Below are 17,223 nucleotides of genomic sequence, written 5' to 3' on the forward strand. Positions count from 1 at the left end.
GCCGTGGGCGGTTGCGAGGACCCTCGACCGGGGCCGGTCTCGCCGGTCACCACCCGGGGGTCAGAATCACCCATCCGCGCATCGACTGACGATGCGCCGTGAGCCTCACGAGGACGCAGCGATGAACATCCTGGACGCCCTTGACGCCCAGTCGAAGCGTACCGACCTGCCCGACTTCCGTGCCGGTGACACCGTCAAGGTGCACGCACGGGTCGTCGAGGGCAACCGCTCCCGGGTCCAGATCTTCCAGGGCGTCGTCATCCGCCGCCAGGGTGACGGCCTGCGCGAGACCTTCTCGGTCCGCAAGGTCAGCTTCGGTGTGGGCGTGGAGCGGACCTACCCGCTCAACGGCCCGGGCATCGACCGGATCGAGGTCGTGACCCGCGGTGACGTCCGTCGCGCCAAGCTCTACTACCTGCGTGAGCTGCGCGGCAAGAAGGCCAAGATCAAGGAGCTGCGGGAGAAGCAGCCGGCGAACTGATCCACGTTCGCCACGCCGCCCGGCCTGCGCGGATGTCGTATCGACCAGACCGCATTACCCTGGTCGGTACGGGCGCAGCCGGACGGTGCGAAACGGTCCACTACCGCCCGTGGGGTCTCCGAGGGGACTCCCGGGCGGTAGTGTCGTTTCCGCGGACCGGAGAGTGGCATGGTGCAGATGGTTGACGAGGACGGCGCCGTCGATCCCTGGCGCCGGCGGGCCCGCCGCGGCCGCCGCCAGATGCCGCTCTGGCAGGAGTTGCCGCTGCTGCTGATCGTGGCGTTCTGCCTCGCGGTGCTGATCCGGACGTTCCTGCTCCAGGCGTTCTTCATCCCCTCCGGGTCGATGGAGAACACGCTGCTCGTCGGTGACCGGGTGCTCGTCAACAAGGTCGTCTACGACGTCCGCGACCCGGTCCGCGGCGAGGTGGTGGTGTTCCGGGGCACCGACCGCTGGGTCGCCCAGGAGGCGCCCGCGCCGCCGGCCAACTTCGCCGGCCGGGTCGGCCGTACGCTCGGTGACCTGGTGGGCGTCAGCCGCCCCGGCGAGAAGGACTTCATCAAGCGCGTCATCGGCGTACCTGGCGACAAGGTCTGGTGCTGCGACGACGGCCGGGTGGTGGTCAACGGGGTGCCGCTGGACGAGACGGCGTACGTCTCCGAGGACTCCCCGGTCGAGCTGCCGCCCAATCCGAAGGAGTGCCGGTCCCGGCAGTTCACCGAGGTGGTGGTGCCGCCGGGGCAGATCTTCGTGATGGGTGACCACCGGCTCGTCTCGCAGGACGCCCGATGTCAGGGGCCGGTGCCGATCGAGAACGTGGTCGGCCGCGCCTTCATGATCGTCTGGCCGTCGCAGCGGTGGACCGGTCTGCCCGTACCGGAGACGTTCGCGAGCGTGCCGCGCGCGGACGCCGCGGCGGCGCCCGGGCCGGTGCCTGTGGATCCCGACCCGGTCGGCGGCGTCGTCCTGATCCTCCCGCTCGCGGCGACGCTCACCGTTCTGGCGGGTTCGGGGCGACCGCTCCGTACCCGGCGACGTAGGCTCCTCCCGTGATCGACGAGCAGACCGAGAAGCCCCGCAGCTCCTTCTGGAAGGAGCTGCCCATCCTCCTGGGCGTGGCGATCCTGGTCGCGGTGCTGGTGCGTGCCTTCGTGCTGCAGACCTTCTTCATCCCGTCGCCGTCCATGGAGAACACCCTCAAGATCGACGATCGGGTGCTTGTCAACAAGCTGGTCTACGACTTCCGCTCGCCGCACCGGGGTGAGGTGATCGTCTTCAAGGCGCCCACCGAGTGGAGCGGCAACCCCGACGGTGAGGACTTCATCAAGCGGGTCATCGGCGTCGGCGGCGATCACGTGGTCTGCTGCGACCGCACCGGCGGCCAGGAGCGGCTGATCATCAACGGCAAGCCGATCGACGAGCCGTTCATCTTCCCCGGCAACAAGCCCGCCGACCAGGACTTCGACATCACCGTGCCGAAGGGGCGCCTGTGGGTCATGGGTGACCACCGGGAGGCTTCCGGCGACTCGCTGGAGCACTGGCAGCAGTCGGGCGAGGACATCAACGTCGCCACCATCCCCGAGGGCGAGGTCGTCGGCCGGGCCTTCACCATCTTCTGGCCGGTCAGCCGTGCGACCTGGCTCAGCGTCCCCGAGCAGTTCGACGGGATCCCCAATCCCTGAGCCGGCCCGCGCCAGGCTCCGGCCCGCCTGCCACGCCTCGACGGCGGGAGGGCGTGGTCGTTCGTCGCAGGCGTCTGGCAGGCTGGTGCGGTGACCGTCTACACCCCTCGTCGCGCGGCCCGGGTGCTGCTGGTCGACGCGTCCGACCGGGTGCTGCTCTTCGAGGGCAGTGATCCGGCCCGGCCGGGTCACCGCTACTGGTTCACCCCCGGCGGCGGGCTCGACCCGGGGGAGTCCCCGGCCGACGGCGCCGCCCGGGAGCTGGCCGAGGAGACCGGCCTGCGGCTGGCCCCGGCCGAACTGGGCGCGCCGGTCTGGTCGGAGACCGTCGAGTTCCCGTTCGACGGCGTCTGGTACCGCCAGGACCAGCAGTTCTACCTGGTCCGGGTGACGGGCTGGGACGTCGACACGACCGGCTTCAACGACGTCGAACGGGCGAGCGTGCACGGGCACCGCTGGTGGCCGGTCGCCGAGCTGGCCGCCACCGCCGAGCGCTACTACCCGCCGGACCTGCCCGGCCGGCTCGGCGCCGTACTGGCGGGAGGCGGCGCATGCTGACCCCGCCGCGCACCGTGGTCCGCCGCGACGGCGGCCTCTACGCGCTGGAGCGCGCCCTGCAGCGGCGTGGCTTCCGGCACGTGGCGGGCGCCGACGAGGCCGGCCGGGGCGCCTGCGCCGGGCCGCTGGTGGCCGCCGCCGCGATCCTGCCCGAGGGCCGGCGCGGCGAGATCGACGAGCTGGCCGACTCGAAGCTGCTCACCCCCGCCGCACGCGAGCGCGTCCACGACGAGGTGGTGGCGCGGGCCCTGGCGTACGCCGTGGTGGTCATCCCGGCCGAGGAGGTCGACGCCCGCGGGCTGCACGTGTGCAATCTCGCCGCGATGCGCCGGGCGCTCGCCTCGCTCACCACCCGCCCGGAGTACGTGCTGACCGACGGCTTCGGCGTCGACGGGCTGGACGTGCCGGGCCTGGCGGTCTGGAAGGGCGACCGGGTGGCCGCGTGTGTGGCGGCGGCGAGCGTGCTCGCGAAGGTCACCCGGGACCGGATGATGGTGGAACTGGACGGGCGGTTCCCCGGCTACGGCTTCGCCGAGCACAAGGGCTACATCACCGCCGAGCACAGCGCCGCCCTGCGCGCGCTCGGGCCCTGCCGGGAACACCGCTTCTCGTACGTGAACGTGGCCGCCGTCTCCGGACGGGACGGCCGGCCTCCCCGCGCCCGCCGCCCGGCGGGCGCCGACGCGGCGCGGCCCGAGCCCGCGGCCGGGCTGCCGGGTCTCGGGCCCGGAGCGTTCGCCGGCCGCCCGGACGAGCCGATGGGGCACTGCGGCGCGTCAGGGGGTACCGTCGGCGTGGCGTTGGGCGAGCAGCCGCGACCTCCGGCGTCGGTGGGGGAAGATGTGGTCATGGAAGGCGGAGTGCGATGAGCGCGGAAGATCTCGAGAAGTACGAGACCGAGATGGAGCTGCAGCTCTACCGGGAGTACCGGGACATCGTCCGCCAGTTCTCCTACGTGGTGGAGACCGAGCGCCGTTTCTACCTGGCCAACCAGGTCGACCTGCACGTGCGCAACTCCGACGGCGAGGTCTACTTCGAGGTCGAGATGCACGACGCCTGGGTGTGGGACATGTACCGGCCTGCCCGTTTCGTCAAGAATGTTCGAGTGATGACGTTCAAGGACGTCAATGTGGAAGAGCTCGAAAAGCCCGACATCTCGCTTCCCGCAGATTCCGGATTCGGGAGCTGACCACGGGCGGCTGAACGCCCTCGGATCACTCCGCCGGCACGACCACCTCGACCCGCTGCACCAGGTTGTTCGCGAACCCGCCCCGGTTCCACGGCTGCTCGACCGGCTGGGTACGCCCCGACGCGTCGGTCGCCCGGGCGCCGAGCACGTACCGCCCCGGCGTCGCCGTCCACCTGACCGACCATCGGCGCCACGCCCACTCGCCCCCGGCCGGCTCGTCCAGGACCGCCGGTGTCCACGTCTCGCCGCCGTCCACCGTCACCTCGACCGAGGTCACCGGCGCGTGGCCGGACCAGGCCCGGCCGTCCAGAGTGCACGGTCCGGGCCGCAGCACCCGGGTGCGGGACATGAAGTCCGGGAACCCGGGCGGACGCACCAGCGCACGCGGCTCGATCCGGGTCACCGGCACGCCCGGGTCGTCGGCGTCGCGCCGCAGCCGGTAGGCCACCGCGTTCTGGTAGCCGTCGAACGGCTCGGTCGTCACAGTGATGTCGCGCAGCCACTTCACGTGCGCCATGCCGTACCAGCCGGGCACGATCAGGCGCAGCGGCGCGCCGTGCTGCGGCAGCAGGGGAGCGCCGTTCATCTCGTACGCCAGCAGCACCTCCTCGCGCAGCGCGTCGGCCACCGGCAGCGCCCGCTGGTAGTCCTGCTCGACGCCGCGCTCGACCCCGTGGTCCGCGCCGGTGAACACCACGTCCACCGCGTCGCCGGACAGGCCGGCCTCGCGCAGCAGCGGCGCCAGCGGCGTACCGGTCCACTCGGCGTTGCCCACCGCCTCCACCAGCCAGGGCTGGCTCACCGGGCGCGGATGCAGCAGCGCCCGGCCGTTGCCGGCGCACTCCAGCGTCACGCGGTGGGTCACCCGGGGCCGGTCGCACAGCGCCGCCAGGTCCAGCCGCAGTGGACGCTCGACCGCGCCGGACACGCTCAGCGCGTACGCGGCCGGGTCGACGTCCGGGATGTCGTAGTGGATGAGCAGGTAGTGCAGGCCCGCCGGGGTCACGTCGTACCGCAGCGCCTCCAGCGGGATGCCGTGGTTACGCGCGGCGAGCTGAAGCTCCTCGGCGCTGATCGCCTCGTCCGGCCCGGCCACCCGCGAGGGCCGGCTGACGTCGTCCACTGTGGTCATGCCTGCTCCGTCCGCTCCAGCACGTCGTAGCCCACGAACGTGAACATCCGCACGCCTGGCGCCAGCGGGCGGGGCGTGCCGGTGAAGCGGTGCGCGCCGACGCCCACACCGTCGGCCGGGCTGTTCACCGCGACCGGCACGAAGCCCTCCTCGGCGAACCACTCGCAGATGACCGGCACCAGGTCCGGCTCGCGCCGGTGCCGCGTCCACAGCACCGTGGCGCCGGTGGCGCAGAGCGAGGCGCAGTGCCGCACCGTTTCCCGGATGTCGTCGTCGCTGATGTTGCCGAAGATGCCGCAGACCAGCACCAGATCCGCCGGGGCCAGATCGGCGTAGCGGTCGGTCAGCGAGGCGTCCCCGGTCACCACCTCCACGCCGGTGAGCCCGGCGTCGGCGGCGGCGCGGCGGGCCAGATCGGCGTTGCGCGGATCCAGTTCGACCAGGCGGGCGGTCACGTCGGCGCCCCGGGGATGGGCGGCCAGCACCGGGATCAGGTCGCGGCCCTGACCCGCGCAGAGACTCAGCGCGCGCAGCGGACCGGGCGGCGCCGCATCGAGGGCGTCGGAGACACGTTGCCGCACCTCGGCGAGCCGCCGGGCCAGTGCGGACTCGGGCTGGTCGTAGTCGCTGTGCCAGGCGTACCAGTCCTTCGTCACCCGGCCAGCATAGGCGTCCGGGCCGTAGCAGATCGGCCCCGATTTCGGCGCTCGTCCACAGTCGGAGCGTCGTCCACAGGGCCGGCGGGTGGGGTGCGCGGGAGGGTGCCCGGGGTGGGCAGGGTGCTCGTGTGCGTTCCTCGATCTCTTACGCCGTGGTGTTGTTCCTCGTCGTCTGCCTGCCGGGCGCCCTCGCGCCGTCCCGGGCCGTGGCGACGTCGCCCTCGGCCGGGCCGTCGCCGTTGTCGTCCCGGGTCGGGGTCTACTCGCTCGCGGTCGAGCCGTCTCCGGCTGCACCCGCGCGTGGGCCGGCTGGTTCCGCATCAGCGGGTGCCCCGGCTCCTGGTGCTTCGGCGGCGGGCGGCTCGGCTGCGGGACTTCGGGGTGCGCCTGCGGGGCCGTTCCGGTGGCCGCTGCCGGGCGCGCCCCGGGTGGTGCGGCGCTTCGACCCGCCGCCGCAGCCCTGGCTGTCCGGGCACCGGGGCGTCGACCTCGCCGCGGCACCCGGTGCCCCGGTGCTGGCGGCCGGCGCCGGGACCGTCCTGTTCGCCGGCACCGTCGCCGGCCGGCCGGTGCTCACCGTCGGCCATTCCGACGGGCTGCGCACCACGTACGAACCGGTCCGCTCCCGGCTCACCGCCGGTACCCCTGTGGACGCCGGCACGCCGGTCGGCGACCTGCTCGCCGGGCATCGGGGCTGCGCCGAGGCGGCCTGCCTGCACTGGGGACTGCGACGCGACGCGGAGTACCTCGATCCGCTGGCCCTGCTCGGGCTCGGTCGCGTCCGGTTGCTGCCGCTGCACCCCGTCCCCGCCGGATGATCGGGTGTGTTGCTCAGCCCTGGGCGAGCAGCGTGGGCAGCCGGACGGCCAGCCGGTCGTACTCGTCGGGGGTGTTGTAGACCTGGCCGCACAACCGCAGGTAGCCGCGCCCGTTCCAGCCGGCGATCGACACCTCGGCGGAGAGCCGGTCCGCGATCCGGGCCCGCAGCTCCCGGGCCGCGTCCAGCGTCGTCGCGACACCGGGCGGCAGCGGCACGAGCCGCATGGCGACCGCCGGTCCGCCGGGCTCCGGCAGCCGCTCGGGCGCCACACCGAGCGCGTCCCCGACGACCCGTTGCCCGTACGCGGCCAGCGCCGCGTTGTGCGCGCGTACCCGGTCCACGCCGAGGCTGCGCAACGTGAACAGGCCCACCGGGGCGGCCAGCCAACCGGTGTAGTCGAGCGTCGCCTGCCGCTCGACACGAACCGGGAAGCCGCTGTCCTGCTCCCACGAGACGACGAGCGGCTGGATCTTCTCCCGCCACTGCGGCGCCACCACGAGCACGGCGGTGCCGCGTGGCGCGTACGCCCACTTGTGCAGATTGCCGACCCAGAAGTCGGCGCCGACCGATGCGACGGTGGCCGGCAGCATGCCCGGCGCGTGGGCGGCGTCCACCAGCACCGGCACGCCCTGCTCCCGGGCCACCGCGACGATCGCCGCTGAGGGGAACAGCCGGGCGGTCGGGGAGGTGAGCTGGTCCACGATCAGCAGCCTGGTACGACCGGGGCGCAGCCCGGTGCGGACGATCTCCACCACCTCCTCGTCGGTGGCGGTCAACGGCACCGGCAGGGTGCGGTGCACCGCCCCGGTGCGGCCGCACTCCCTGGCGACCGAGAGCGCCACCGCCCCGTACCCGTGGTCGGTGGTCACGATCTCGTCGCCCGGGCGCCGCGCCAGCGACTGCAACACCACGGCCGCACCAGTGGTGGCGTTGCCGACGAGCGTGGTGCCCTCCGGGTCGGCGCCGAGGAACGTGGCCAGGTGCCGCCGGGCGTGGGCGATCCGGTCGACGAGGCCCTGCGTGAAGAACCGCAGCGGGTTGGCCTCCATCTCGTCGCGCAGGCGCTGCTGGGCGCGTTGCACGGCGATCGGTACGGCGCCGAACGATCCGTGGTTGAGGTGACTGACGGAGGGATCGAGGGAGAAGAGCAGCCGAGCCCCGGGAATCGGCTCGGGTGGCTGCGGCACCGTCATCAGTCGATCCTAGCCCGAGATGGATCATGCGCCGGCCGGATTCCGCCCGCTGACCGGTGCCACCGACGCTGCCTGCGCGCTCTCGGCGGTCAGGCGCGGGGGTGCGCCTGCCGGTACGCGGCGCGGAGCCGCTCGACCGAGACGTGCGTGTAGATCTGGGTGCTGGCGAGCGACGAGTGCCCCAGCAACTCCTGCACGGCGCGCAGGTCCGCGCCCCCTTCGAGCAGGTGCGTCGCTGCCGAGTGGCGCAGCCCGTGCGGCGTCACCCGCGGTACCCCGGCGGCACCGGCCCAGCCGGACACGATCCGTCGCGCGGTGGTCGGGTTGAGCCGTCCACCCCGCGCCCCGAGCAGAAGCGCCCGGCCCGAGCCCGGGGCCAGCAGTGCGGGCCGGCCGTCGCGCAGCCAGGCGTCGAGGGCCCGCTGGGCCGGCACCCCGTAGGGCACCGCCCGCTCCCGCCCGCCCTTGCCCAGCACGCGTACCACCCGGCGAGCCTGGTCGACGTCGCTGACGTCCAGCCCGCACGCCTCGCTGATGCGTACCCCGGTGCCGTAGAGCAGTTCCAGCAGCAGCCGGTCGCGCAGCAGCACCGCGTCGGGCGGTCCGTCGCCGGCCGGTTCGGCGGATGCCGGTTCGGCGGCCGTTCCGTGGTCGCGTCCGAGCCCGGTGCCCTCGGGGTGGACCGTCGAGCGGTCGGCCCCGGGCGGGCTCCGGCGCTGCCGCGACGGGGCCTCCACCAGAGCAGCGGCCTGGTCGGCCCGCAGCACGGTGGGCAGTTCCCGCCGGGCCCGAGGGCTGGCCAGCGGCGCGGCCACGTCGTCGGCGAGCAGGCCGGTCCGGTGCGCCCAGGCGCTGAACGTCCGGGCCGCGGCGGCGCGCCGCGCCATCGTCGTCCGGGCCGCGCCCATGGTCCGCTGCTTCGCCAGCCAGCTGCGCACCACGGCGAGGTCCAGCTCCGGCAGTTCGGCGCAGCCCATCCGGACGGCGTGGTCCAGCAGCGACACCAGATCCGTGACGTAGGCCCGGACGGTGTGGACGGAGCGGTTGCGCACCCGCGACAGGTGGTCGGCGAAGTCGTCCACCGCCTCGCGCATCGAGGCGGGCAGTTCCTCGTGCGCCTCCCGGGTGCCGCGCTGCCGCTTGCTCACTGCGGCACCCGACCCAGGCGTACGGGGTCGCGGCGGGGGAGGCGGCCGGCGATCACCGCCCCAGCGTAAGGCCGGAGCGCCGCCGTGCGCCGTGCCGCCCGCCGCCACACCGCCCTCGCCGTTCAGTCGCCCGGCCGCCCCACTCCGCCCCGTTCCCCGCCGTGGAGTCGCCTGGCCGCCGTGCCGGTCCGGCCGTCGCTTCGGCCTTCGCGGTGCCGGCCCGTCGCCCGTGGGTTGTGCCGTCCGCCACGTCGGCCGGGTCCTTCCGGCGTGGGATAGGTGCCGACGCGCTGAGCGGGGTGGCAGAAGCCGGTCTGGACAGGGGAAACTCATGCTGCGGCACACTCCTGTGCGGCGACCGGCGGGCAGCGTGGCCGAGCCGGCCCCGACGGAGGGTCGATCCGGCCGCGATCAGGCGAACGCGTCCCCGTGACGGTGGCGCCGGTACGAGGAGGGCCGAGAGTGGGAGTGGACGCCGTCCTCTACCGGCAGATATCGGCGGGCAACGGTCGTCGGCGGCCCGCGTACGTCTCGATCGAGGCCGTGGCGGACCCGCAGGACGTGCTGCTCGACCTGCTCAAGCGTGTCCGCGGCGGTGGCCGGACCCCGCTGCTCGACCGTGTCGACCCGCTCGGTGAGCTGACAGTGAGCGCCGAGCGGATGCCGCAACTGCTCGCCGAGCTGCGGTGCCTCGCCGAGGTGGCCGGGGCGCCGGCCGAGGTCGACCACGTCCACCGGCTGGCCCGGCTCGTCCGCCGATGTGCGGAGCGCCTTGACGCCGAGATCCGGTTCGAGGGCGACTGACCCGCTCACGAGCGGGCGACCGGTGGTGGCGGTGCGAGCGCGTAGCCGTCGTCGCGGCGTACCACCATCGCCAGTTCCTCCAGCATGGACAGCTTGCGCATGGCGGTGCGCAGGTCCACCCCTGCGCGCGCCGCGACGCTCTCCAGGTCGAGCGTTCGGCGGCGGGGTAGCGCCTCCAGCACCTGGGTGGCCTCCTCGTCGAGCCGGTCCCGAGGACGCTCGGGGGCCCGGGCTGGCGGGGCCAGGTCGTACCCGATCCGTCCCACCTCCTCCAGCACGTGCGCGACGTTGGTGACCAGCCGCGCCTCCGGCCGCTCCCGCAGCACCTCGTGCCCGCCGACCGACATCGCTGAGGTCACCGGCCCCGGCACCACCATCGCCGGCCGGCGCAGGCCGAGCGCCCGGTTGAGCGTCTGGGTCGCGCCGCTGCGCGCGGCGGCCTCGACGAGGACAGTGCCGTTCGTCGCCGCCGCTATGACCCGGTTGCGGATGAGGAACCGCGGACGCAGCGGCTCCGCGCCCGGAATCCATTCGCTCACCAGGAGGCCGGTCTCGGCGATCCGGTCGAACAGCGCGGCGTTGCCCATCGGGTACGGGCGGTCCACGCCGCAGGCGAGCACGGCGACGGTGCGGCCGCCCGCTGTCAGCGCCCCGCGATGTGCGGCGGCGTCGATGCCGAACGCCCCACCGGACACGACTGTCCACTCCCGGTCGGCCAGGCCGTAGCCCAGCTCGGTGGCGAGTGGCGGTTAGAGACATAGGGTACCATGCCCGCGTGATCGTTGACATCTATGCGCGCAAGAGCACCGCCGACCAGGGGCGTTCCATCGCATCGCAGGAAGATGAGTGCCGGCTGACGGCGGCCGATGAGCGCTGGACGGTCGGGCGGGTGTTCGCCGACGACGACCGGTCGGCATCCCGGTATGCCAAGCGTGAGCGGGCAGACTATGCGGCCCTGCTGGATCATCTGCGGTCCGGGGCGTGCGAGATGCTGATGCTCTGGGAGGCGTCGCGTGGCTCGCGTGAGCTGGGCGAGTGGGTGGCCTTCCTGGACGTCTGCCGCAAGCGCGGCACCCTCGTTCACATCGTCACCCACCGGCGGACCTACGACGTCCGCAACCGGCGTGACTGGCGGACGCTCGTAGACGAGGGGGTAGACGCGGCCGACGAGTCGGAGCGCATCGCCGAGCGGACGCAGCGAGGGAAGCGAGCTGCCGCACAGAAGGGATTGCCCGCCGGGCAACTCCTGTACGGCTACCGGCGGATCTACGACGACCGGGGCAACTACGTAGAGCAGGTCGAGCACCCCGAGCAGGCGGCGGTGATCCGTGAGGCTGCCGCATGCATCGCGGCTGGCGAGACGCTGGGAAGCATCGCCCGACGCCTCACCGAGCGGGGTATCCCATCACCCCGTGGCGGCAAGTGGGACGGGAGCCACCTTGGCCGGCTTGTCATGAATCCGGCGTTCATCGCGCGGCGCATCCACCGGGGCGAGGACGTCGGGCCCGCTGCCTGGCCGGCGATCCTGGACGCGGAAACGTATCGGGTGGTCTGCGAGCGCCTACGTGATCCCTCTCGCCGTACACAGCGGGGTACGGCGTTGAAGTGGCTGCTTGCCGGAGTCCCGGTCTGCTACGCCTGCGAGGGCAAGATGGGCACGTTCAAGGGCAACGCGCTACGTCGCTATACCTGCCGGGGCTGCAAGCGCACGGCGATCAAGGCTGATCCCCTGGACGAGTTTGTCACCGAGCACGTGTTGGCCCGGCTGCGCCGTCCCGATGCCGACCGCCTCTTCGCTCCGCCCGTGGATGACGGCAAGCTGACCGAGGCGCGCGAGGCCGAGGCCGCACTCAGGTTGCGCCTTGACTCCTTCTACGACCAGGCGGCGGCGGGCAAGCTGACGGCTGACGGGCTCGCCAAGCTGGAGGCGCGGCTCAACCCGGAGATCGAGGCAGCGGCAGAGCGGGTACGCCGGCTGTCCACGCCGCCCGTGCTGCGCGGCCTGGCGGGCATCGACGTACCTGGCCGCTGGGAGACGCTGGCTATCACGACCAAGCGCGATGTTGTGATGGCGATCGTTGACCTTCGGGTGGGGCCGGCGATCAAGGGGCGCGGCTTCTTCGACCCGGGCCGGCTGCGTGAGTCCCGGTGGCGTGGGGACACCAAGACATGGGGTCAGCACTGGGACGAGATGGCCGAAGCGTGAGGGCGGTCACGATCGTCGATAAGACCGGCCGCGCGGGGGCGGATACATAGGTGTGTCCTACTTCTCGGCGGCCAGTGACCGTTGCCACGGCGGGGTTGCTGATCGGGCCGTCTCGCCGGGATACATGGATGAGGGCTTCCCCTCCGTCGTCTCGTGACTGCTGTCACGGCATGGCACTGATCGAGCCCCTCGGCCTGGATACATGGGTAGGGGGTGACTGAGGCTCCCCGAGGCGCAGGCAGTGAGCCGCGCCACTACAGCCTGACTTCCGCTCCGGTAGGAGCGGATACATAAACGAGGGCTCGCCACCGCCAAGTGAACGCGGTCACAAGCGCGCAACTTCTGGCGCGCTGGGCGCGGACACGTAGGTGAAGGCTCCGCTAGAGCGTCCGTGACGCCGGTCACCTTGGCTTATAAACGCCGAAGTTCGGGTGGGTATATCAGTGGAGGCTTCACGACGCTTCTAGTGAAGCGGGTCACTTCAGCCGGTAAAACTCCTCGTTCTACCGGGATATGTAGGTAGGAGCTTCATCCGCCAGGCCATCCGGCCTGGCGCTTCTTCTTGGCCATCAACTGGGATGTAGGCCCATCCCACCACCCATCAGGGGGCAGCCGCTCGGCTGTCCCCTTCTTGCTGTGCCCATCTAGGGGCAAGGGAGGAGACAACCAGTGCACACCATCGAGGGCATCGCCTACCTGACCGTTGCAGAGGCGGCGGCGCGGCTGGGGGTCAGCGTTGGCACGTTGAACAATCACCGGGCCGAGCGTCGCTCCCCGATGCGCTACGTCAAGCACCTGGGCAGGGTGCTCTATCCGCTCAGCGAGGTTGAGGCGTACGCCCGGACGGTGGGCCGCTGAGGTTGAGCAAGCGAACCACCAGCCAGCAGGACTGGCAGAAGTACGTAGACCGGTTGGTTGAGGTAGCGCCACCGTTCACCCCCGATGTGGAGGCGCGGCTACGCGGCCTGCTTCGGGGCGGCGGCGAGGGGATGAGCCGGTGAGCACCAGGCGGAAGCGGCCGAGCGGTCGAGCGGGGCACCGGCAGAGCATGGGCCCGCTGGTGCGGGTGACCGAGGCTCAGCTATCCCGGGATCTCGGAGTACCGGTGGCCGAGGTGGAGCAGCATCTACAGACCGCGATTCGGGCCGGCTGGATCGGTCGTGTCGGTCCGGGTGTGTTCATGCTGACCATCCCCGAGGGGGTGGCGCTCTGTGGTTAAGCCGGCCCCGCACAAGGTGGTGTGGGAGAAGGCGGTGCTTCGCGGGAGCGGCCTGCCCCTGCCGGCCATCGGCGTGGTGATGGCGCTCGCTTCCTACGGCGACGCTGACGGCAGCAACGTACGGCCAACGCAAGAGCGGCTTGCCGATGATCTCGGCTGCAACGTCCGGACGGTGCGCAAGTGGCTCGACGTCGCCGAGGGTGCTGGCTGGATCGAGAAGACACGTGAAGGTCGGTCAGGGCTCGCCAGTCTGTACCTGCTGAAGATCCCCAGCCGGAACGATCGCTCCGGTTCAACCTCGCCGAGCCCGCCAGCCGGAACGATCACGCCACCCAACCGGAACGATCGTGCCGGCTGTAACCGGCACGCACGCTCCACCTACCAACACATGACCAACCCAACTACCAACACATCTACTGCTCTACAGGTAGGGGCGAAGCCTCTTGCCTGGCTCGCCCGGCCAAGCCAGTTCCCGGACGACGTCGACAACTTCACCCCTGCCGAGGACGAAGACCCCTGGGCCCTGGCGATGCAGGCGAACCCGTAGGCCACCGCCAGCCGGCACCCGCTTCGCACTTAGCCGCTGCGGCACGCGCCCCCGTTTCAGCCTGTAGGCAGCGGCGAGGACATCGGGCCCCGGAGGGGCCATCACCAGCAAGGCCAGTAGATGCCGGCCAGGGGCCGGCTCTCGCAGCACACCCAACACCAGCAGTAGCCGGCCGGAGGCCGGCTCCCTTCGTATGCCCAAGGAGTTATCCACCAGTGGGAACCCTCTCCCGCGCCGACGCTCGTAAGGCTCAGCAACTCGCCGAACAGCGTTACGCCCTTGCCTTCGACACCAAGGCTTCCGCCGCTGCGGATCTCACCCGCTTGCAGGCAGCCGGCGCCGCTCCTGATCTCATCGCCGCTGCGGTCGAGAACCTGAGCCGTGCAACGGCTCTGGTCACCGACGCCCGAGCGGCGCTCGACCAGGCCAGCACCGTGCACCGCATCGCCTGGCGGGATGTGCGGCCGTGAGCCTTGATCCCATCCTGCCGGCGCTGGTCGCCGAAGTTCTCAGGGCCCGCTATCCCCACGTCGACATCGAGCCGGCTGCGCCTGGTGCGGAGATCCGGCCGCCGAAGTCAAGACCGGCGATCCGCCTTCGCGGGCAGCAGGGGCCCAGGGCGCAAGCGGGCATCATCGCCAGCCGGCTTCTGGTCGTGACCTTCGGCGAGAGCGGGCCACTGAACCTCTCGCCGCTCGACCTCACTGACGACGCCACCTCGGCCACGGTGCTGCCCCGGCTGATGACCGAGCTACCTGGCGTCGAGCTGAGGCTACGCCAGCGCCGCCCTCCAGAGGCCCGAGTCAACCGGGGGCACTGGCTGACCCTGCACCGCTGGTCTGCCTCCGCCTCGCTGACGGCCTGAGAGCCCTTCAGCGCCCTGCGCCGCACCCTGGCTCGTCTACACCCCCTGAGTGCGCTTCGGCTTCTCCGGCCGCATCAGGGCTTCGCAACCACCCCGAGCGGCCGACCGGCCGTCTCTTCACTCTGTACGGAAGAAGGTTCATCACCCGTGGCTACTGCCAAGAAGAACACCATCCCCACGCCTGTTGAGGCTCTGGCTCAGGCCCGCGCCTTGGTCGCCGAGCGGGAGGCCGAGCACGAGCAGGCCGAGCACTCTGCCGCCGAGCTGTTCGCCAGGATCGACGGTGGCGACGCCTCGGTGACTGGGCTCGACCTGGCCACCGCTGAGGCGGAGATCAAGCGCGCCGCGTACCTGCTCGGCATGGCGCGTAAGCGCATCCCGGCGGCGGAGCGTGCCGTCAAGCTGTTCGAGGGTCAGACCAACCCGGTGCTCGCCGAGTACCTGCGGTCGGTCATCGAGGCCAACCGGTTCAACTTCGGCATGTTCGGCGTGCCGGTCGAGGTGGTGTCGCAGCGGCCGGAGAAGCTGACCGCTCCGGCGGCGTACCTGTACCAGACCGAGGGAGTGGACTACGACACCGCCACCGGTCGGATGACCGGCACGGTGCACCTGTTGGTGACTGTGCCCGCTGATGGTCTGGACACGATCAAGGAAGCCTGCGTGGCTGGCATCTACAAGCTGGTGCACCACGCCGGGCACGCTGAGGTGCGAGACAGTGTCACCACCGGTCCGGGCCACTTCGTGCTGTCGGTCTTCCTCAAGAACCTTGAGCCGCTGATGCCGGTTATCGAGGAGCAGTCGAGCGTCACCGGGATCGGGCTGGCGCGGCAGCTCGGCGGGCTTGCTGCGACGCGAAGCAAGGAGTACGTCGTCGATCCGCGTACCGACCGGTGGGCGAACGTCCACACCATCATGTATCGCCGAGCCTCCGGCGAGGTGGTATCGCAGACCCGCGACGGCGACACGGTACGGCGCAAGGTCCGGGTGCAGTTCATCGTGCACGGCATCGACCGGCACGTCGACATCCCCGAGCTGTCCCAGTTCGTGGCAGCCGGCGTCGGGGACGCCGTTGGCATCTTCTCGCCCGGCCTCGGTCGGGTGGAGTCGGTCAAGGTGGTTGACCAGAAGGCGACCCTCTTCGGCGACCGCCAGGCGCTCGCCGTCACGGCGGACGCGGTCATGATCAGCAAGGCTGCGGCCTGACGGTGGCGTTGGGTAGGGCGCTCCGCGGAGTGCCCTGCCCGCTCGCCGAGAGCACCCACGTATGAAGACTCGATCCCGGAACCATGGGCGCGTCTGCCGGCTGCTGCACTGCCCCCGGCCGCACTGGGCGCGTGGTCTGTGCGCCACGCACTACGCCCGGTGGAGGCGCAACGGCCACACCCGGTTGAGGGTCGGCCAGGAGCTACATCAGGCCGAGCCGTGCGCCGGCTGCGGCAACGCTGTCCCGGTCAACAGCGGTCGTGCCTCCCTCTACTGCCGGGAGGCGTGCCGCTCCAACCACAAGCGACTGAAGCGGCGCGAGAAGCCGTAGGCGCCACCCCCGTTCCCATCCATCCCTGATCAACGACAGGCGCTCTCCGTGGCTCTCAGCGGGCTACGGAGAGCGCCCTATCTCTGTAGGGAGACCAACCTCCGTGAGCATGACCATCGAGCAACAGCGGGCACTCAACGGCGAGTGCATCCAGTGCGCCACGCCGCTACCCGAGGAACGCAGCGGCAAGCGCGCCTACTGCGACGAAGCCTGCCGACGCCGGCACGATCGAGCAGAACGCCGGGCCGAGACGGCCACCGCCGACCGGCGGGCGTGCGAGCACTGCGGCGGCGCGATGACCGGTAAGCGGTCGGGAGCCCGCTACTGCGCCAAGCGGTGCGCCTCTGCGGCAGCGCGGCTGCGGCGGCTGGCGGCCGGGCCGGCGGGAACGTGCCGGCACTGCGGCGGGGCGCTGCCGCCCAAGCCGCAGGGCAGGCGCGGGCCGGCATCCCCCTACTGCGGCGACGGGTGCAAGGCCAAGGCCAAGCACGCGCGCACCTACACCCCGAGGCCACGGCAGCGCAGCCGGCCGACACAGCAGAAGTACAAGCCGGGGCACCGGTTCGGAGATCTGGTGCTCACCGAGCGCCAGGAATCGGTCAACGGCACTCAGTACGTTCTCTGCCGATGCGACTGCGGCAACGACAAGCGGGCAGGGCTTCAGAACCTCGCTCGCGGCCTGGTCGTCAACTGCGCCGACCGCAGCCAGCACGCCGATCCCAGAGGCCGGCAAGAGCAGCCGACCGACTACGACTCAGCACACAAGCTGGTCAACAAGGTCAAGGGCAGCGCCACCGCCCACCGCTGCCGGTGCGGGAAGCAGGCCGAGCAGTGGGCGTACTCCCACGCCGATCCTGACGTACTCCGCGATGGCGACGGCAGAGAGCAGGGTAGGCCCTTCAGCCCGAACCCCGCCCACTACTCGCCGATGTGCCGAAGCTGCCACGCCCGATTCGACCGGGCGCACGTCCGGATCTTCGGTGACCGGCTCTCCCTGTTCCATCACGTGCTCTGGATGGCTACCACCCCGGACGACGAACCGACGATGAGCTGATCGAAGTGCGCCTATCGACCTTGAAACCGTGGCACCGCATATTCCGGGGATGCATCCCGGTAGCGCCAGGGATGGAGGGTCGATAGGCGTCCTGATCACTGCTACACCGTGGCAAGATGGCCGCTGCTATCA

19 protein-coding genes and 1 pseudogene are annotated in these 17,223 nt (G+C 71.5%); 15 read left to right on the forward strand and 5 right to left on the reverse strand.

Going from position 1 to position 17,223, the window contains the following annotated elements:
* Positions 1-121 precede the first annotated feature (121 nt).
* The 6 genes from rplS (at position 122) to ML5_RS08250 (ending at position 3,910) form a co-directional block, all read left to right on the forward strand.
* Positions 122-481, forward strand: coding sequence for a 50S ribosomal protein L19 (gene rplS, locus ML5_RS08225; RefSeq protein ID WP_013284591.1), 360 nt, complete (start codon positions 122-124; stop codon positions 479-481).
* Positions 482-649: 168 nt separating this feature from the next.
* A complete protein-coding gene (gene lepB / locus ML5_RS08230) occupies positions 650-1,534 on the forward strand; it encodes a signal peptidase I (RefSeq protein ID WP_013284592.1) in 885 nt (294 codons plus the stop codon).
* Positions 1,531-2,163 carry a signal peptidase I gene (gene lepB, locus ML5_RS08235; RefSeq protein WP_013284593.1) on the forward strand — a complete coding sequence of 211 codons (633 nt, stop codon included), beginning with the start codon at positions 1,531-1,533 and terminating at the stop codon, positions 2,161-2,163. Before lepB (ML5_RS08230) ends, lepB (ML5_RS08235) begins: the two co-directional genes overlap by 4 nt.
* Positions 2,164-2,253: 90 nt before the next feature.
* Positions 2,254-2,721, forward strand: coding sequence for an NUDIX hydrolase (locus tag ML5_RS08240; protein WP_013474370.1), 468 nt, complete (start codon positions 2,254-2,256; stop codon positions 2,719-2,721).
* Positions 2,715-3,590, forward strand: a complete 876-nt coding sequence (locus tag ML5_RS08245) for a ribonuclease HII (RefSeq protein ID WP_013474371.1) — start codon at positions 2,715-2,717, stop codon at positions 3,588-3,590. Before ML5_RS08240 ends, ML5_RS08245 begins: the two co-directional genes overlap by 7 nt.
* Positions 3,587-3,910: a DUF2469 domain-containing protein gene (locus ML5_RS08250; protein ID WP_011905215.1), complete on the forward strand. Its 324-nt coding sequence runs from the start codon at positions 3,587-3,589 to the stop codon at positions 3,908-3,910. The genes ML5_RS08245 and ML5_RS08250 overlap by 4 nt, the downstream gene beginning before the upstream one ends.
* A gap of 25 nt (positions 3,911-3,935) precedes the next feature.
* Here ML5_RS08250 and ML5_RS08255 read toward each other — a convergent pair whose 3' ends face one another.
* Positions 3,936-5,042: a sulfite oxidase gene (locus ML5_RS08255; protein ID WP_013474372.1), complete on the reverse strand. Its 1,107-nt coding sequence runs from the start codon at positions 5,040-5,042 to the stop codon at positions 3,936-3,938.
* The gene (locus tag ML5_RS08260) at positions 5,039-5,698 is read right to left on the reverse strand and encodes a methyltransferase domain-containing protein (protein WP_013474373.1); all 660 of its coding nucleotides are present in this window, start codon (positions 5,696-5,698) and stop codon (positions 5,039-5,041) included. Before ML5_RS08260 ends, ML5_RS08255 begins: the two co-directional genes overlap by 4 nt.
* Before the next feature lie 131 nt (positions 5,699-5,829).
* Between ML5_RS08260 and ML5_RS08265 the strand changes: the two genes are divergently transcribed.
* On the forward strand, positions 5,830-6,519 hold the full coding sequence (locus ML5_RS08265) for a M23 family metallopeptidase (RefSeq protein ID WP_236619378.1): 690 nt from the start codon (positions 5,830-5,832) through the stop codon (positions 6,517-6,519).
* Between the two features lie 13 nt (positions 6,520-6,532).
* On the opposite strand, the gene ML5_RS08270 is transcribed toward ML5_RS08265, so the two are convergent.
* Complete coding sequence (locus tag ML5_RS08270) at positions 6,533-7,714, reverse strand: aminotransferase class V-fold PLP-dependent enzyme (protein WP_013474375.1); 1,182 nt, start codon at positions 7,712-7,714, stop codon at positions 6,533-6,535.
* A gap of 89 nt (positions 7,715-7,803) precedes the next feature.
* Entirely contained in the window at positions 7,804-8,808 is a 1,005-nt protein-coding gene (locus ML5_RS08275; protein ID WP_049794866.1) for a tyrosine recombinase XerC, read from the reverse strand.
* 516 nt (positions 8,809-9,324) lie between these two features.
* Here ML5_RS08275 and ML5_RS08280 point away from each other — a divergent pair.
* A complete protein-coding gene (locus tag ML5_RS08280; protein WP_013474376.1) occupies positions 9,325-9,666 on the forward strand; it encodes a hypothetical protein in 342 nt (113 codons plus the stop codon).
* Between the two features lie 5 nt (positions 9,667-9,671).
* Here ML5_RS08280 and ML5_RS08285 read toward each other — a convergent pair.
* Positions 9,672-10,406: pseudogene (locus ML5_RS08285) on the reverse strand (DNA-processing protein DprA); the annotation flags it as partial.
* A 35-nt stretch (positions 10,407-10,441) separates the two neighbouring features.
* Between ML5_RS08285 and ML5_RS08290 the strand changes: the two are divergent.
* The 7 genes from ML5_RS08290 to ML5_RS31935 all read left to right on the forward strand — a co-directional run bounded on the left by ML5_RS08290 (position 10,442) and on the right by ML5_RS31935 (position 17,091).
* Positions 10,442-11,872: a recombinase family protein gene (locus ML5_RS08290; protein ID WP_013474377.1), complete on the forward strand. Its 1,431-nt coding sequence runs from the start codon at positions 10,442-10,444 to the stop codon at positions 11,870-11,872.
* Between the two features lie 669 nt (positions 11,873-12,541).
* A complete protein-coding gene (locus tag ML5_RS08295; RefSeq protein ID WP_013474378.1) occupies positions 12,542-12,730 on the forward strand; it encodes a helix-turn-helix domain-containing protein in 189 nt (62 codons plus the stop codon).
* A gap of 353 nt (positions 12,731-13,083) precedes the next feature.
* The gene (locus ML5_RS31420) at positions 13,084-13,638 is read left to right on the forward strand and encodes a helix-turn-helix domain-containing protein (RefSeq protein WP_013474380.1); all 555 of its coding nucleotides are present in this window, start codon (positions 13,084-13,086) and stop codon (positions 13,636-13,638) included.
* Between the two features lie 215 nt (positions 13,639-13,853).
* Positions 13,854-14,108 (forward strand): hypothetical protein, encoded by a 255-nt coding sequence (locus ML5_RS08305; protein ID WP_041784151.1) that lies wholly within the window; start codon positions 13,854-13,856, stop codon positions 14,106-14,108.
* Positions 14,105-14,503, forward strand: a complete 399-nt coding sequence (locus tag ML5_RS08310; RefSeq protein WP_041784152.1) for a hypothetical protein — start codon at positions 14,105-14,107, stop codon at positions 14,501-14,503. Before ML5_RS08305 ends, ML5_RS08310 begins: the two co-directional genes overlap by 4 nt.
* A 147-nt stretch (positions 14,504-14,650) precedes the next feature.
* Positions 14,651-15,706, forward strand: coding sequence for a hypothetical protein (locus ML5_RS08315; RefSeq protein ID WP_013474381.1), 1,056 nt, complete (start codon positions 14,651-14,653; stop codon positions 15,704-15,706).
* A 434-nt stretch (positions 15,707-16,140) separates the two neighbouring features.
* Positions 16,141-17,091, forward strand: coding sequence for a hypothetical protein (locus tag ML5_RS31935; protein ID WP_013474383.1), 951 nt, complete (start codon positions 16,141-16,143; stop codon positions 17,089-17,091).
* Positions 17,092-17,223 lie beyond the last annotated feature (132 nt).

Origin of the sequence: Micromonospora sp. L5 (assembly GCF_000177655.2) — a bacterium.
Taxonomy (GTDB): domain Bacteria; phylum Actinomycetota; class Actinomycetes; order Mycobacteriales; family Micromonosporaceae; genus Micromonospora; species Micromonospora aurantiaca.

Excerpts from the sequence above, each read along its gene's own strand:
- rplS (WP_013284591.1), top strand. The coding sequence starts at position 122 with ATGAACATCCTGGACGCCCTTGACGCCCAGTCGAAGCGTACCGACCTG.
- lepB (WP_013284592.1), top strand. The coding sequence starts at position 650 with ATGGTGCAGATGGTTGACGAGGACGGCGCCGTCGATCCCTGGCGCCGG.
- ML5_RS08245 (WP_013474371.1), top strand. The coding sequence starts at position 2,715 with ATGCTGACCCCGCCGCGCACCGTGGTCCGCCGCGACGGCGGCCTCTAC.
- ML5_RS08250 (WP_011905215.1), top strand. The coding sequence starts at position 3,587 with ATGAGCGCGGAAGATCTCGAGAAGTACGAGACCGAGATGGAGCTGCAG.
- ML5_RS08255 (WP_013474372.1), bottom strand. The coding sequence starts at position 5,042 with ATGACCACAGTGGACGACGTCAGCCGGCCCTCGCGGGTGGCCGGGCCG.
- ML5_RS08270 (WP_013474375.1), bottom strand. The coding sequence starts at position 7,714 with ATGACGGTGCCGCAGCCACCCGAGCCGATTCCCGGGGCTCGGCTGCTC.
- ML5_RS08275 (WP_049794866.1), bottom strand. The coding sequence starts at position 8,808 with ATGCGCGAGGCGGTGGACGACTTCGCCGACCACCTGTCGCGGGTGCGC.